Source organism: Corynebacterium gerontici (assembly GCF_003813985.1).
GTDB lineage: Bacteria > Actinomycetota > Actinomycetes > Mycobacteriales > Mycobacteriaceae > Corynebacterium > Corynebacterium gerontici.
Window position 1 is genome coordinate 378865 of sequence record NZ_CP033897.1, and the last position, 15331, is coordinate 394195.

Annotated in this window: 12 protein-coding genes; 7 read left to right on the top strand and 5 right to left on the bottom strand. The window is 60.5% G+C overall.

Translation table 11 applies throughout. From position 1 onward, the window contains the following. Positions 1-61 precede the first annotated feature (61 nt). Entirely contained in the window at positions 62-1798 is a 1737-nt protein-coding gene (locus CGERO_RS01800; RefSeq protein ID WP_123933202.1) for a pyruvate dehydrogenase, read from the top strand. A gap of 53 nt (positions 1799-1851) precedes the next feature. Further along, the gene (locus CGERO_RS01805) at positions 1852-2751 is read left to right on the top strand and encodes a type IV toxin-antitoxin system AbiEi family antitoxin domain-containing protein (protein WP_123933203.1); all 900 of its coding nucleotides are present in this window, start codon (positions 1852-1854) and stop codon (positions 2749-2751) included. 421 nt (positions 2752-3172) lie between these two features. Here CGERO_RS01805 and CGERO_RS01810 read toward each other — a convergent pair whose 3' ends face one another. Continuing rightward, a complete protein-coding gene (locus CGERO_RS01810; RefSeq protein WP_425455488.1) occupies positions 3173-5059 on the bottom strand; it encodes a solute carrier family 23 protein in 1887 nt (628 codons plus the stop codon). A gap of 67 nt (positions 5060-5126) precedes the next feature. Then, positions 5127-6557: an MFS transporter gene (locus CGERO_RS01815; RefSeq protein ID WP_377018085.1), complete on the bottom strand. Its 1431-nt coding sequence runs from the start codon at positions 6555-6557 to the stop codon at positions 5127-5129. A gap of 116 nt (positions 6558-6673) precedes the next feature. Between CGERO_RS01815 and CGERO_RS01820 the strand changes: the two genes are divergently transcribed. Together CGERO_RS01820 and CGERO_RS01825 are read left to right on the top strand one after the other, a co-directional pair. Next, on the top strand, positions 6674-7375 hold the full coding sequence (locus tag CGERO_RS01820; RefSeq protein WP_123933206.1) for a response regulator transcription factor: 702 nt from the start codon (positions 6674-6676) through the stop codon (positions 7373-7375). A gap of 6 nt (positions 7376-7381) precedes the next feature. Next, on the top strand, positions 7382-8833 hold the full coding sequence (locus CGERO_RS01825; RefSeq protein WP_123933207.1) for a sensor histidine kinase: 1452 nt from the start codon (positions 7382-7384) through the stop codon (positions 8831-8833). Here the strand turns inward: CGERO_RS01825 and CGERO_RS01830 are convergent. Further along, on the bottom strand, positions 8796-9443 hold the full coding sequence (locus tag CGERO_RS01830; RefSeq protein ID WP_245998858.1) for an alpha/beta hydrolase: 648 nt from the start codon (positions 9441-9443) through the stop codon (positions 8796-8798). The two genes, CGERO_RS01825 and CGERO_RS01830, sit on opposite strands and share 38 nt — an antisense overlap. A 27-nt stretch (positions 9444-9470) precedes the next feature. Further along, positions 9471-9872, bottom strand: a complete 402-nt coding sequence (locus CGERO_RS01835; protein ID WP_123933209.1) for an HIT family protein — start codon at positions 9870-9872, stop codon at positions 9471-9473. Positions 9873-9980: 108 nt separating this feature from the next. Between CGERO_RS01835 and purD the strand changes: the two genes are divergently transcribed. The 3 genes from purD to CGERO_RS01850 are packed head-to-tail and all read left to right on the top strand — an operon-like array spanning position 9981 to position 13283. Beyond that, positions 9981-11255: a phosphoribosylamine--glycine ligase gene (purD, locus tag CGERO_RS01840; RefSeq protein ID WP_123933210.1), complete on the top strand. Its 1275-nt coding sequence runs from the start codon at positions 9981-9983 to the stop codon at positions 11253-11255. Between the two features lie 50 nt (positions 11256-11305). Next, a complete protein-coding gene (locus tag CGERO_RS01845) occupies positions 11306-12640 on the top strand; it encodes a TrkH family potassium uptake protein (protein ID WP_123933211.1) in 1335 nt (444 codons plus the stop codon). Beyond that, positions 12633-13283, top strand: a complete 651-nt coding sequence (locus tag CGERO_RS01850) for a potassium channel family protein (protein ID WP_281271035.1) — start codon at positions 12633-12635, stop codon at positions 13281-13283. The genes CGERO_RS01845 and CGERO_RS01850 overlap by 8 nt, the downstream gene beginning before the upstream one ends. A gap of 13 nt (positions 13284-13296) precedes the next feature. Here the strand turns inward: CGERO_RS01850 and CGERO_RS01855 are convergent, their stop codons facing one another. Continuing rightward, positions 13297-15330 (bottom strand): acyl-CoA dehydrogenase family protein, encoded by a 2034-nt coding sequence (locus CGERO_RS01855; RefSeq protein WP_123933212.1) that lies wholly within the window; start codon positions 15328-15330, stop codon positions 13297-13299. Position 15331 lies beyond the last annotated feature (1 nt).

The following is a 15331-nucleotide window of genomic DNA, read 5'->3' on the forward strand; positions in this document are numbered from 1 at the left end:
AAATATTGCAAAGTTTTTACTTTTTGCGGACACTTAAGAGCAAAACCAGAAAGGTAAACCTATGGCAAAAACTTTTGCACACCAGATTGTTGAGGCGCTCGAGCGCCAGGGCGTCAAGCGCATCTACGGGCTCGTCGGGGACAGCCTTAACCCCATCGTAGACGCCGTACGCACCTCAGACATCGAATGGATCCACGTACGCAACGAAGAAGCTGCGGCCTTCGCAGCAGAAGCAGACTCGCTGGTCAGTGGCGAACTGGCCGTGTGTGCGGCCTCTTGCGGCCCCGGCAACACCCACCTCATCCAGGGGCTCTACGACGCCCACCGCAACGGTGCCAAGGTGCTGGCCATCGCAAGCCACATCCCGTCGCGGCAGATCGGCTCCTCCTTCTTCCAGGAAACACACCCGCAGCAAATCTTCCAAGAATGCTCGGGCTACTGCGAGATGGTGAACTCGCCCGAACAAGGCGAAGTGATCCTCCACCACGCCATCCAATCCACCATGGCAGGCAAAGGTGTCTCCGTTCTGGTAATTCCTGGCGACATCACCATGCAAGACGCCTCTGAACTGGGCTTCGCCGAATCCGTCATCTCCAAAGGCAAGCCCGTGGTGTACCCGGATCCCGCAGAAGCCGGCGCCCTGGTTCAAGCCATCAACGAAGCCAAGACCGTCACCCTCTTCTGCGGCGCAGGCTGCAAAGATGCCCGCGAACAAGTTCTGGCGCTCGCCGAAAAAATCAAAGCGCCCGTGGGACACGCGCTCGGCGGCAAAATGTACATCCAGCACGACAACCCATTCGACGTGGGCATGTCAGGCCTGCTCGGCTACGGCGCCTGCCACGACGCCTCCAACGACGCCGACCTGCTGATTCTGCTGGGCACCGACTTCCCCTACAACGACTTCCTCCCATCGAAGAACGTCGCACAGGTGGACATCGACGGCCAGCGCATCGGCCGACGTACCCGCATCTCCTACCCGGTGGTGGGCGACGTTGCCGCAACGATCGAAAACATCCTCCCGCACGTCGAGGAGAAAACCGACCGCAAGTTCCTGGACAAGATGCTCAAGGAACACCACAAGAAGCTCTCCAACGTGGTCGAGGCCTACACCCACGACGTGGAAAACCACACCCCCATCCACCCCGAATTCGTCGCCAACATCATCGACGAAATCGCGGCGCCCGACGCAGTGTTCTCCGTAGACACCGGCATGTGCAACGTGTGGTCCGCGCGCTACGTCACCCCCAATGGGCAGCGCGAAATGATCGGCTCCTTCCGCCACGGCACGATGGCCAACGCACTGCCAATGGCCATGGGTGCATCCGCGGCTGACCGCAATCGCCAGGTGGTGTCCTTCTCCGGCGACGGTGGACTGGGCATGCTCATGGGCGAACTGCTCACCGTCAAGCTGCACGAACTGCCCATCAAAATCTGTGTGTTCAACAACTCCTCGCTGGGCATGGTCAAGCTGGAGATGATGGTGGAAGGCCTGCCCGAGTTCGGCACCGACCACGAAGACGTCGACTATGCCGCCATCGCCGCCGCAGTGGGCATCCCACACGTGCGCATCACCGATCCAGCCCGTGCCCGCCAACAGCTTGTCGACGCCTTCGCCCTCGAAGGGCCAGTGCTCATCGACATCGTGACGGACCCCAACGCCCTGTCCATCCCGCCAAACATCACCATCGAGCAAATGATGGGCTTCTCCAAGTCCGCCGTGAAAACCGTCCTCGACGGCGGAGTCGGCCACATGCTCGACCTGGCGGCCTCCAACCTGCGCAACATCCCCAAGCCTTAAGTTTTCGCTGAAGGCCGGAACCGGCGGAGCTCCGTTTTGCGTCTAAGTAGAGTATGAACACTCTCTGGACAACAAACCAGCTCCGCCTTCGCGGTATCAACCGCCGACAAATCCAAAACGCCCTCCGTCACGGCAAACTCTTCCGCATCTACCGCGGTCACTACCTCAACCAAGAACCCACCCCCGACAACGTCCTCCAAGCCCTCCACCAGATCAAACCCCGCTGCAGAACAGCCGGAAAAACCGCCCACGAACAAGCCCAGGGCCAAGCACTGACGTTCCCCCTCATCATCGAAGTGCCACGCAACAAAGCCGTAATGAAATGCAAATACTTTCAAATCTTTGAAACGCGCTGCAATGACTTCCGCAAGAAACAACCACCGCTTCGAGCCCTATCCCGCGAGCACACAAACACCAGCGCCGACGAGCGACGCGCCTTCCTAGAGCGGGCGTACGAAGGCAAAAACGGGGGACGTCGACTAGCTCAAGACCGGAAAGCGGTGCGCCACAAACCTGCGAGCATGATGCATGCGCTGGAGCAAGCACAAATCGGATGCGACTCCCACGCCGAAAGAAAATTCTTCAAAGCCGCAGCTCAAAGGGGCCTCAAATTTGAGCACAACGCGTGGGTAGGGCCGTATCGATACGACGGCGTCAACACCCGGCGGCGAATCATCGTCGAAATCGACGGGGAAACCTACCACCGTGCCGACACCGGACGCAGCGAAACCTTCGAACAGTTCGAAATCGACCGCTGGAAAGACATCTCCGCAGGCTTTCGAGGATTCCGGGTGCTTCGCTTCACCAGCGACATGGTGGAGCGGTACTTCGAGAAAATACTCGACGTGCTGGAGGCTTTCATACGGGGAGGGGAGATGCCTAAGGAAGTGCGAGACCCAATTTGGACTTGGAAGACCTTGAAATTCGGGCAGAGGTGGGAGTGGATCGAGTAGTTCGGGGTTTCGGTGCGGGGCGAGGTGTTGTGCCGGTGGAACGGGCGTGCGTGGTGTGCGTTTTCCCCCGGCGCTGGGTGGGATTTGGTGTGGAAAGCAGCTTGGTGCCGGGGTTTCGGTGCGAGGTGAGGTGTTGTGCCGGTGGAACGGGCGTGTGTGGTGTGCGTTTTCCCCCGGCGCTGGGTGGGATTTGGTGTGGAAAGCAGCTTGGTGCCGGGGTTTCGGTGCGAGGTGAGGTGTTGTGCCGGTGGAACGGGCGTGCGTGGTGTGCGTTTTCCCCCGGCGCTGTGCGGGATTTGGTGTGGAAAGCAGCTTGGTGCCGGGGTTTCGGTGCGGGAAGGGGCATCATGCCGAGGGGGTAGCGCACTCCCCTCCCGGGGTGGGGGGGGGACCCGAGGCGGCCCCGGCGTCGAAAAGCTTGCTACTCCACTTCGGTGAATTTGCGGTCCCAGGCGGAGCGGACGGGGTTGGCGTCGGCGAGCAGGAGGTCGAAGCGGTCGTTGGCGATCTCGATGATTTCGGAGAGGACGGTGCGGCGTTCCTGGGCATCGGAGTTGGCGAGACGGCGCACCCCGGCTTCGAGCACCGTGTCGATGGAATCGTTTGTTCCCAGGTAGGAGACGAAGGGGAGGTCGAAGCGTTCGCGGTAGGCGGCGGAGAGGTCGAGCAGCTGGGCGGTTTGGACATCGTCGAGGTCCTCGAGGTTCAGGGAGCCGCGGGCGGCGCTCGTCTCCGTGGTCAGCAGCTCGGCCATGTCCGGGTAGTCGCGGATGAGCGCGGCCTGCTGCTCGGACACGCCGGTGAGCACCGCAACCTGGATGGCTTCGCGCAGGTCGTTGATGTCGGAGAATGGGCGCGATTCCCAGGCGTCGTGGAGCGGCCACGTCTGGGCATTAAACAGCGGTGCGAGCGTTTCGACGAACTCCGCCCGCTCCATCGAGTTCAGCTCATCAAGGGACACACCGCCGTTGGAGGTCCGGGCGACATCGGAACCCGACTGGCGGCCAACGTGGAAGAAGAGCAGGTTCAAGATGATCGCGGTGATCGCGCCGATGGACATGCCCGAAGAGACGAAGGTGCGCGTCCACTCTGGCATCGCTTCGGCAACGGAAGGCTTGAAGGTGATGAGCATCGCGAGCCCAAGCGCGGTGGTGACGATGACGGCATTGCGATTGTCGCTGAGGTCGGTCTTGGCGATGGTCTGCAGGCCAACCCATGCCACATTCGCGAACAGTGCCAAAGATGCGGCGCCGAGAACGGGGTGCGGAATGGACGCAACCACCGCACCTGCTTTGGGCAGAAGTCCAAGCAGGATCATGAATCCAGCGGCGGAGGCCGCCACCCAGCGCGACTTCACGCCGGTGATGCGCACGAGCCCCACGTTTTGCGCGAAGCAGGTGTAGGGAAAGGAGTTCATGACGCCGCCGAGGAAGGTGGACAAGCCATCGGCGCGCAGGGCTCGCTGCACGTCACCGCGGCGGATGCGCTTCTTCACAATCTCGCCGGTGGCGAAGACGTCGCCGGTGGTTTCCACCATGGTGATGATCATGACCACGATCATGGAGAGCACGGCTCCGGCGTTGAATTGTGGCACACCGAAGTAGAAGGGGGTGGTGATGCCGAATGCGCTGGCTTCGCCAACCGCGGAAAGAGAAGCATCGCCGAGTGCGAGCGCCACGAGCGTGCCCGCGACGAGGCCGATCAAGATTGACAAGGTGCCCAGGAATCCTTTGAAGAATCGCTGGACGAGGACGATGAGCAGCAGCGTGCCAAAACCGTAGGCCAGGTCGCGCGCGAGTGGCTCATCGGCATAGTTGACGAAGTCGTTGGCGGATACGGCGAGCAAAGAAGTGCCCATGACCAGCAGGACTGTGCCTGTGACCACGGGCGGGAAGAATTTGAGGAACCGCGCGAACACTGGGGTGGCGAAGAATGTGAAGAGGCCTGCGGCGATGACGGCTCCGTAGACGGTGGGCAGCGATTCCACCCCGCCTTCGCCGTTGCTGACCCCGAGTCCGATGGCGATGATCGGCGCTACGGCGGTGGTGGTGACGCCTTGGATGATTGGCAGTCGCACGCCGATGTGTTTGCCCAACCCGACGGACTGGATGATGGTGGCTAGGCCGCAGGTGAGGAGATCTGCGTTGATGAGGTGGATGGTGGTGGCGGTGTCGAGGTTCAGTGAGCCTGCGATCAGCAGTGGCACGATCACGGCACCGGCGTAGAAGGCGAGCACGTGTTGGAGGCCCAGCGCTGCGAGTTTGGGCGCTGAGGGGACGGCGTCCACGGGGTGTGTTGGGGCGGTCAAAACAAAACTCCGAGGGTTAGTTGGCATTGACCGCACTAGCTTATTACGTCACCGAGCTTTTCGACGTTCACTCGTGCGCATACGCAGTGTCCTTCGGGTTGTTTCTGAGCAACCATCCTGTAGTGGCTGCTCCGATGAGTGTGCTACCTGCAGCGAAGCCGAGCAGCCAAACAAACGAGGAATCGAGGGCGGGGGCATCGATTGCCCCCGCGAAGTTGGCTTCTAGGCCACTGTTGCGGGTGTAGATTGCGGCTAAGAGTGTGCCGAATACGGAGACTGAAATGAGAGCACCGAACTCGTAGGAGACTTCTTCGATGGCCGATGCCATGCCGGAGCGTTGCTTGGGGGCGGATCCAACGATGGCGGTGGAGGCAACGGACATGGCGAACCCCGAACCTGCGCCTGCGCTGATAATTCCGAGTACGAACAGCGGGAAAATGGAATTCGAGGCCGCCAGGTAACAAAGTCCAAAGCCCGCAGCCATGATGGTGAGTCCGCCTGAGATCAGCGGGAGGAATCCGATTCGGTGAAGTATAAAACCGCCGATGAGTGATGTGGGAAAGGCGGAGATCGCGGCAACGCCGGTGAGCATTCCTGCTTGGAGAGGAGAGAAATGCTCGGTGAGCTGGAAGCGTTGGGTGGTGACGAGCATGACCCCCGAGTGCGCGAACATGGTGAACAACGCGGTGAGCACGCCGGCGCTGAACAGGCGGCTTCGGAAGATGTCCATGGCGATGAGTGGTTCGGGCAGGGAGGCATTTCGCCGCCAGAACGCAATTGAACCGAGGATCGTGAACAGGATGCCCAGCCACAACAGCCCGGGGTGGGCAATTTCTTTGATCAGGAGCACCAGTCCGGTCATGGTGAGCATGGCAAAGATAGAGGCTGCCAGATCCCAGCGACTACCGGGGTGTTTCACATTCGCTGGTGCGAGAATGAAAGTGGCGATCAAGGCTGCCAGAGCTACCGGAATGTTCACCACAAAAACTGAACCCCAGTAGAAGTGTTCGAGGAGAAAGCCCCCGAGCACCGGTCCTGCCGCTGCGCCGATGGTGGCAACTGAGCCCCAAATGGCGATGGCAACATTGCGCTCTTGCACGTCCACGAATGTGATGCGCAGCAGCGCCAGCGTTGCGGGCATCATCACCGCAGCACCCATGCCCAGGAGCGCGCGGGCGGCGATGAGCACCGCGACGTTTGGGGAGGCCGCAGCCAAGGCCGAGGCCCCGGCGAAGATGATGAGGCCGATTTCGAACATGCGGCGATGGCCGATCCGGTCTCCAAGAGTGCCGGTTCCCAGAAGCAAGCCGGAGATGACCAGTGAATAGGCATTTAACACCCACAGGCCCTCCAGCTCGCTCATGTGCAGCTTGGTGCGTAGGGCGGGAAGCGCGGTGAACAGGATCGAATTATCCGCGCTGATTAGCAGCAGGCCGCAGGAGATGACGCCGAGAAAGACCCATCGGTTGGGTGTTTGTGAAGAAGCCACAAAGGGCAACCCTAACCGATTATGCTGCAATCTTGCGTAGCCTCACAGCGAACTCACAGCCAACGGGAGTTAGCTTGAGCCAATACTTCAATACACGGCACCCCAACCTAGGAGAGCACCCCTCGATGAACGAAAAAGCCACCCGAGTACTGGTCGTCGACGATGAACCCAACATCGTGGAGCTGCTCAACGTTTCCCTGAAGTTCCAGGGTTTTGAGGTGGCCACCGCTACGTCCGGGGACGAGGCACTGGAGGTAGCCCAGGAATTTCAGCCGGACGCATTCATTCTTGACGTGATGATGCCGGGCATGGACGGCTTTGAGCTGCTGCCAAAGTTGCGAAGCGCGGGCCTGGACGGGCCGGTGCTGTACTTGACCGCAAAGGACGCCCTGGAACACAGGATTCACGGCTTGACCATCGGGGCGGATGACTACGTCACCAAACCGTTCTCTTTGGAGGAGGTGATTACGAGGCTCCGGGTGATTCTGCGCCGCGGCAATCACGTGGAAGAGCCCCAGGACGATGCCACGTTGACCTATGCCGATCTCACACTCAACGACGACACCCATGAGGTAACCAAAGCCGGGCGAGTGGTGGAACTTTCGCCAACCGAGTTCAATCTGTTGCGCTACCTGATGATCAATGCCGAGGTCGTGCTGAGCAAAGCTAAGATTTTGGACAACGTGTGGCACTACGACTTCGGCGGAGACGGAAACGTGGTGGAGAGTTACATCTCCTATCTGCGCCGGAAGGTGGATACCACCGACATGCCCTTGATCCACACCGTCCGCGGGGTGGGCTACGTGCTTCGCAAGCCTCGGAAGTAGTGCTGCATGAGCGTTGCAAACCCTTACGCCAGGGCTGTGATCCAGGAGCCCCTTAAGAAGCGGAAGTGGGTGCCGGAGGTGGGGCGTCGAAAAGCAAAAGAAATTCCTCTCAGGCTTGGGCTCATCATCATCATTGTGGTGGTGTCCGGGATGGGGCTGGCGGCGAGCTCGGTGGCGGTGAATCGCACCATGGTGGAGCTTGTGTATTCGCGTATCGACGCCGACCTGGAGCGTGGTCTGGGCGGATGGGCCTCCCAAGATTCACTCTTTAATGATTCGGGGAACGTGGCAACGCGCCCGCCCACAGATTTCTACGCGGTCAAGATCTTCCCTGATGGCTCGGCGCTGGAATTCAATGAGCACCAATCCGCCCCGAATTTGCAGCAGATTCAGCCAGGCGGCGGGCCGATCACGGTCGAGTCGAAGGACGGTTCAGAGACGCATTGGCGAGTGCTCGCGCAAATCGACAATGGCGTGACCACGGTGGTGGCCAAAGACATCACCCAAGAGTCGGTGATTCTGCAAAGGCTTGCAACCGGTCAGGTGGTGATTGGACTCTCGGTTCTGCTCATCACCGCGCTGTTTGCCTTCTTCCTCGTGCATCGCGCCCTCAGGCGCCTGCGGGAAGTCGAAGCGACCGCCAAGGCGATCGCCTCTGGTGACCTGGACCGGCGGGTGCCCGAAGGGGCGGACAATACTGAGGTGGGGGAGCTATCGCATTCGCTGAACGTGATGCTCGAAAGGCTGCAGGGTTCCATCGTGGAACTGAAAAGCAAAGAGGAACAGATGCGGCGCTTCGTGGGCGACGCCTCCCACGAGCTGCGGACCCCCTTGACCAGTGTGAAGGGATACGCGGAGCTCTACCGATCCGGTGCAACCGACGACGCCAAACTGGTGCTAGAGAAAATCGAGGCCGAGGCCAGCCGGATGAGCGTGCTGGTGGAAGACCTCCTGGCGCTCACCAGGGCAGAAGGCTCGCGCTTTGAGGAAGCCGACGTGGACATGCTCGAGCTTTCGCTTTCCGTCGCCTCATCACTGCGCGCCGCCTACCCGGAGCGTTGCATTGATGTGCGAAGCGAGTGCGCCGAGATCCCGGTGGTGCGAGGCGACGCAGCTCGACTCCACCAGGTGCTCACCAATCTCAGCGTGAATGCTCTAAAACACGGCGGTGAAGACGCAAAAGTGTCCATTCAGTTGGCGCAGGACGATCCCGGTTGGCTCAGCATCGAGGTTGCGGATGATGGCATTGGGCTTAGCCACGAAGATGCAGCGCACATTTTTGAGCGCTTCTACCGCGCCGACACCTCCAGGGCCAGAGCTACCGGTGGCAGCGGGCTTGGCCTCGCGATCACCAAGACGCTGGTGGAAGCACACCACGGCACCATCGAGGTGGAAAGTGAATTGGGCGAGGGCACCACGTTTAAGGTTCGTCTGCCTCGGCAGCATAGCGCTGAGTGATTTGCTCCAGCGCTTCCAAAATGGGCAGCGTTTGCCGGGGAAGCTCTTCGTGGCGGACCCCTTTGAGCTCAATGGTGTGCCCCAGTTGGCTTGAAGCCGCAGGCACAATGAGGTCAGCGGTGGAATACACGGAGATCAGCTCTAAGCCCTCGGGCACGCTCGCGGGCAGGGCCTCAGTGATATCTACGAACACCTGCCCAGCGACGAAGCGCACCACCGGGCTCAGCAGCGGCCGCGAAACTTTATTCAGTGGAAGGCTCCGCGGAACGCCTTTGAACGCCGCACCCAGTCCCACCAGGCCGCGTACGAGTGTCGGGTGCATGTGAGCAAGTCGCAACCCGAGCAGACCACCCGCAGAATGTCCCACGATGTCGAGCTGCTGCACCCCCAATCCCTGCAGTGAGCGCATGTAGGCGCTGAGCTCGCGCGTTGAATCCTCCAGGGAATTCGTGCCGTGCTCGCCATATTTGGGTGCGAAAAATGGCCGCCCCCGGTTGGCGAGTGCGCGCGCCGGGTGGGCGAAATTCCCCGGCGAGCCGAGTGTGCCGTGCAGAAAGAGCACCGGCACCTCACCAGGCTTGTAGGCGGGGGAGGGTGGGAGCATACCCATGGGCGGCACCCATTTCAGCAGGGCCATTTAGGCGTCGAGTGCCGCTCGGATGCGCTCGGCTGCATCGTCCATGCGTTCGGGATCAGTCTCGTCCATCGCCATGGCCTGCGAGAAGTCGTAGTCCGCCATGCGAGAGGTTGGGAAGACATGGATGTGGGTGTGAGGTACGTCGAATCCCGCAATCACATACCCCGCGCGCGGGGCGTCGAAGGTCTTGATAATCGCCTGGCCAACCTTTTGAGCGACTTCGTTCAGGCGCCCCCACGTGTGGGCATCCAGATCCGTCCAACGGTCTACTTCTTTCACCGGAACCACCAGCACATGCCCGTACGTGAGGGGCTCGATGGTCAAAAATGCCACCACATCCTCGCTGCGGTACACGAATCGCCCGGGCAATTCACCTTCGATGATCTTGCTAAATACGCTCATGCCCTCCAAGACTAATGGTATTGCCAGCTTTTCGACGCCCCACGCCGCCCTTTTCGCACCCGCTTCAATGGGGGTACCCGCCGTGAGGTCGAAAGATACACTGGTTGCATGCGCATTCTTCTGATTGGTTCCGGTGCCCGTGAGCATGCGCTCGCGCTTGGCCTTCATCACGATCCGGCAGTGAAAGCACTGCATGCGGCTCCCGGCAATCCCGGCATCGCCAAGATTGCCACCTGCCACCCAGAAGCCACCCAAGTGGATGATGCACAGGTGATGCTTGAGCTTGCTAAGCAGGTGGAAGCCGATCTGGTGGTGATTGGCCCCGAGGTGCCGCTGGTATCGGGCGTGGCCGACGTGCTGCGTGAGGCCGGCTTCCTGGTGTTTGGCCCCAGTAAGGCTGCGGCGCAGATCGAGGGTTCCAAGGCCTTTGCTAAGGACGTGATGGCGGCCGCCGGTGTGCGCACCGCCCGGGCCGAAAGTATTCAGCCAGATCAAAACCAAGCAGCCGTGGATGCTGCACTGGATCGCTTTGGACCTCATTACGTTGTCAAGGATGATGGCCTCGCGGGTGGCAAGGGCGTGGTAGTTACGGACGACCGCGAGGTTGCTCGCGATCATGCCCGCAGCGTGCTCGACGCTGGTAACCCGGTGTTGCTCGAAAGCTTCCTCGACGGCCCTGAAGTTTCCCTCTTCTGTCTGGTTGATGGCGAGACAGTGGTGCCCTTGCTGCCAGCCCAAGATCACAAGCGCGCCTATGAAAATGATGAGGGACCGAACACCGGTGGCATGGGTGCTTATGCACCGCTGCCGTGGCTGCCTGAAGATGCAACCCAGCGAATCGTGGATGAAATCTGTGTGCCTGTGGCTAAGGAGATGGTGAAACGAGGCACCCCCTATTCCGGACTGCTCTATGCGGGATTGGCCTGGGGCGCAGATGGCCCTGCGGTGGTGGAATTCAACTGTCGCTTCGGTGATCCAGAAACTCAAGCGGTGCTGGCGCTGCTCAAAACACCACTTGGTGGGGTGCTGCGCGCGGTGGCAGAGGGGCGACTCGACGAACTCCCGCCTCTTGAGTGGAGCGAAGGCTATGCGCTGACCGTGGTGCTGGCTGCTGAGGGCTACCCTCAGGATCCGGTGACCGGCGCGGAGATTTATGGTGCTGATTGTGAAGGGGTGCTGCATGCGGGGACCTCAGTGCGCGACGGGCAGTTGCTTTCGGCTGGAGGTCGGGTGCTCAATGTGATTGGTGTCGGCGAGTCTCTGGCGGATGCACGGGCCCGGGCGTATGAGATCATGCACACCATTTCTTTGGTGGGATCTTTCTACCGCAGCGATATTGCTGCGAAGGCTGAGCAAGGCGAGATCAGCATCTCGGGTAAATGAGTCTTTCGAGGGATTGTAGGGGCTGACATGCGCGAGTAAGGTACTGCGTCGTGCATAAAACACCAGCTCGATTAGTGGCGGGCAGTTTCGCGAGTCTGATTCTCGTTGGCTGCCTGCTGCTTTTGTTGCCAATAGCAACGGTGGGGGACGGGGGCTCAGATGTAGTTACTGCACTCTTCACCGCGACATCATCGGTGTGTCTGACGGGCCTGATTGTGGTCGATACTGCCACTTACTGGACCCATTTTGGTCAGCTCGTCATTCTCATCCTCATTCAGCTTGGTGGTTTGGGCATTATGACCCTCACAACTTTTGTGAGCTGGGTGCTGGCTGGAAGAATTGGTGTGCGAAGCCGCCTCAACGCCGCAGCGGAGGGCCGCGGGAGGCAATTGGGTGAGGTGAAAGGCCTGCTCATTGCCACCATCTCCTTCACACTGGCGGTGGAAACCGTGGTGGGTATCATCCTTACAACGCGTTTCCGCTCTCTTGGCTACGAGTGGCCAGCGGCGCTTTGGGAGGGCACCTTTCACTCGATCTCCGCCTTCAACAATGCGGGCTTCTCGCTCAAGAGCGACAACCTGGTGGGCTTCGTGGGGGATTGGGTCATCATTCTCCCGATTTCCTTCGCCATCATTATCGGTGGCTTAGGTTTTCCGCTGCTGCTTGAGTTTTATCGTCGATGGAGGTCACGGAGGCGTCGACAAGCTCCTCCTCGCTTCTCTATCTCTGCAGTTTTCGTGATGGTAGGTACTGTCACGCTCCTCACAGTAGGATTTCTTGGAACTGTGATTAGTGAATGGACCGGGGTGCTTAAGGATCTCGATACGCAGACCAAGGTGCTTGCGGCGTTTTTCCACTCGGTGAGTTCGCGTACCGCGGGCTTTAACTCCGTGGACATTGGCGCGATGCACCCCAATACCCTGGTGCTCACCGATATTTTGATGTTCATCGGTGGCGGTACCGGTGGTACCGCTGGTGGCATGAAGATCACGACCATGGCCGTGATTCTCGCCGTGATGGTGGCTGAAGTTCGCGGTGATGAACATGTACTCGTGCATAAGCGTCGCATCCCCAACCGCTCAGTGCGTCAGGCCATCGCCGTGACCGTGATGGCTGGGCTGCTGGTGGTCAGCGCCATCATGGTGATTATGCTGGTCGCACCGCAATTTGACCCTATGCGCGTAAGCTTCGAGGTGGTCAGTGCTTTCGGTACTGTTGGGCTTTCTACCGGCATCACCGGAGATTTACCCGAAGTGGCGCAGCTCGTCATTGTTGTGCTGATGTTCGCTGGCCGTATCGGTCCAGTCTCTCTAGTTTCTGCACTTGCTAGCCGAGACAGTAAACGTTTGTACTGTTTCCCCGACGAAAGGCCCCTCATTGGCTAAGCACCACAATCACGCCCCCGTAGTCATCCTCGGCCTGGGCCGCTTCGGCATGGCGCTCGGCGAGGAGCTCGTGAATACCGGCGTAGAAGTTCTAGGCATCGACAGCAATGAGTCCGTAGTGGACAAAGCATCGCAGGTGCTCACTTTCGCGGCCGCTGCCGACACCACCAACGTGGAAGCGTTACGTCAGCTTTCCGTTGACGAGGCTTCGCGCGTAGTAGTTGGGATCGGTACCGACATGGGCGCCTCCCTGCTCACTGCTTCCACCGTGGTGGACTTGAAAGTGCCCAGCATCTGGGCCAAAGCAGTGAACAATCCACACGCGAAAATTCTGCGCCAGATCGGCGTGCACCATGTGATCCGCCCGGAGCAGGACACCGGCCGACGCATTGCGCACCTCATGAATGGTCGCGTCCAGGAATATGCCGAGTTTGATCGTGACTACGCCATTGAAAAGGTTGCGCCCCCGGTGTCCTACCTAGGCAAGAAGGTGTCGGACATCAAGGGCGTGCAAATCATCGCGGTTCGTCGCGCTGGTGGGCGTTTCGGGCCCTCCGAGTCGGATATGGTTCTACGCGCGGGTGACCTGGTATTAGCAGCAGGCCACCCGGACGAGCTAGAGCGCTTCGGTACCACCGACTAGCGCGGGCTGTGGCCTAGGCCTCCAGACGGTCCACTCCTGCATCGTTGAGCATAGGCACCTCGGCAACCTCATGGGGGACGCCGAGGGCATCGACGAGCACCATGGACCAAGGGGCGAGCGAATCCACCAGGTCATTGATGGCCGCCCGTGCTGCCTTCAGGCGTCCGGCTGGCAGGAGGTTGTGCTCCTGGTACCAACCGGCGTGCTCTACCACGGTAGAGAAGAAGAACAGGTGGCGCAGTTGCTCGAAGACCATGCGCGCTTCGGAGTCCTCGGGAAGCTGCTCCTCTGCTGCGACCATCGCCTGGATAAGGAGCGCATCGATACGCGCCCAACCGGCATTGATCATATGATCCTGGGCTTTATCGACCGTCGCGGCTGCGGCAATCTGATCTTGTTTGCGCGCGGCCTGAATACGGCGCACCAGTGAGCCGAGGACGTTCTTGGCGCGATCGTCAAGCAGTCGAGCCTGGTAGTCCGGGTCGAAGAGGGACTTCTCGCGATCCGACACCACATCGATCATGCCCTGCAGGCGGGTGGTGAAGCCGCTGCGGCGTGAGACCACATCGCCTGCGGTGTTGGCCGCGTACTTCACAATGTCCCAGGGCGAGAGGTTGTTCATTTCGCGGGCGTAGGCGGTGAGTAGGTTCTTGCCCACCATTTGGATGAGCACGGCATTATCGCCCTCGAAGGTGGCAAAGACGTCGGCGTCGCTGCGGTAGGTGGTGAGGCGATTTTCGCTCATGTAACCAGCGCCGCCGCATGCCTCGCGGCATTCCTGGATGGTCTTGTTGGCGTGCGCCGTCTGCGCTACCTTTACTGCGGCTGCCAGTGATTCCATCTCGCGCGCAGCGTACATCTGCTCCTTGGTGGGCTCGGTGACGGACCACTCTCCGGATGCTTGCGCTGAGGTCTGCTCCTGGAAACGCTCCATGATCTGGTTTTGCAGCAGGGACAGCGCGTAGGTGCGTGCTAGAGGGATGAGCAGGCGACGTCGGTGGTTGCGGTGCTCCATGAGGTGCTTTTCTTCGCCGGTGGCGCCGGGGAATTGTCGCCTGCGCATGCCGTAGCGAATCGCGATGTCCAGGGAGGCCTTCGTGGCTCCTCCTGCAGCACCCGCTACGGCGATGCGCCCGCGGATTAGGGTTCCGAGCATGGTGAAGAAGCGCCCGTTGCGCGATTCGATTGGGGAGGAGTACTTGCCGTTTTCGTCGACGTCGGCGAAGCGGTTGAGCAGGTTCTCGCGTGGGATGCGCACGTGGTCGAACATGAGCGTGCCGTTGTCTACGCCCAGCAGGCCGCCTTTGTGGCCGTGGTCGCCGATGGAAACGCCCGGCATGGGGTTGCCGTCCTCGTCGCGGATGGGCACGATCAGGCAGTGCACGCCGTGGGATCGGCGCTCGCCGTCGGGGGTGAAAAGCTGCGCGAATACTGCCGCCGCGCGGCCATGTGCTGCGGCGTTGCCGATGTAGTTCTTTGCCGCGGAGGGGCTGGGGGAGTGGATGATGAACTCATCCGTCTCTGGGTCGTAGGTGGCGGTGGTCTCGAGGTTTTGCACGTCGGAGCCGTGGCCGCGCTCGGTCATGGCGAAGCAGCCGGGCAGTTCCAAGCTGGCTGCCTTTCGTACCCATTCCTTGTGGCGTTCGGTGCCGAGCTGATCCACGGCCCCGCCCCATAGGCCCCATTGCACGCCGGACTTGACGGCGAGCGAGCCATTGACCATGGCCACGGATTCCAGTGCGGCTACTCCGGGGAGTGAATCCCCTTGGCCACCGGAGTCAGGCGCGAAGCCGGACTGGAAGACGCCCAGTTCGCCGATGCGCTTAGTCAGTTCGAGGGTTATTTCGCGCTGTTCCAGGTAGGAAGCGTCGTCATCGGGGAAGAATGCTGGGTCGTTGAGGGTTTCGCGCAGCAGTTGGCGTGTTTCGCGCGAGTTGCCGTCGAGAAGCTTGAGCAGATCTTGGGCAACGGAGGCCTTGGGTTCGAGCGGCAGTTGCTTGGGGGAACGCTCTTCGGGTTGGGCGGCTTGGGTGTTCTTGGTGATCATG

Excerpts from the sequence above, each read along its gene's own strand:
- CGERO_RS01830 (WP_245998858.1), bottom strand. The coding sequence starts at position 9,443 with ATGGGTATGCTCCCACCCTCCCCCGCCTACAAGCCTGGTGAGGTGCCG.
- CGERO_RS01800 (WP_123933202.1), top strand. The coding sequence starts at position 62 with ATGGCAAAAACTTTTGCACACCAGATTGTTGAGGCGCTCGAGCGCCAG.
- CGERO_RS01825 (WP_123933207.1), top strand. The coding sequence starts at position 7,382 with ATGAGCGTTGCAAACCCTTACGCCAGGGCTGTGATCCAGGAGCCCCTT.
- CGERO_RS01805 (WP_123933203.1), top strand. The coding sequence starts at position 1,852 with ATGAACACTCTCTGGACAACAAACCAGCTCCGCCTTCGCGGTATCAAC.
- CGERO_RS01855 (WP_123933212.1), bottom strand. The coding sequence starts at position 15,330 with ATGATCACCAAGAACACCCAAGCCGCCCAACCCGAAGAGCGTTCCCCC.
- purD (WP_123933210.1), top strand. The coding sequence starts at position 9,981 with ATGCGCATTCTTCTGATTGGTTCCGGTGCCCGTGAGCATGCGCTCGCG.
- CGERO_RS01820 (WP_123933206.1), top strand. The coding sequence starts at position 6,674 with ATGAACGAAAAAGCCACCCGAGTACTGGTCGTCGACGATGAACCCAAC.
- CGERO_RS01835 (WP_123933209.1), bottom strand. The coding sequence starts at position 9,872 with ATGAGCGTATTTAGCAAGATCATCGAAGGTGAATTGCCCGGGCGATTC.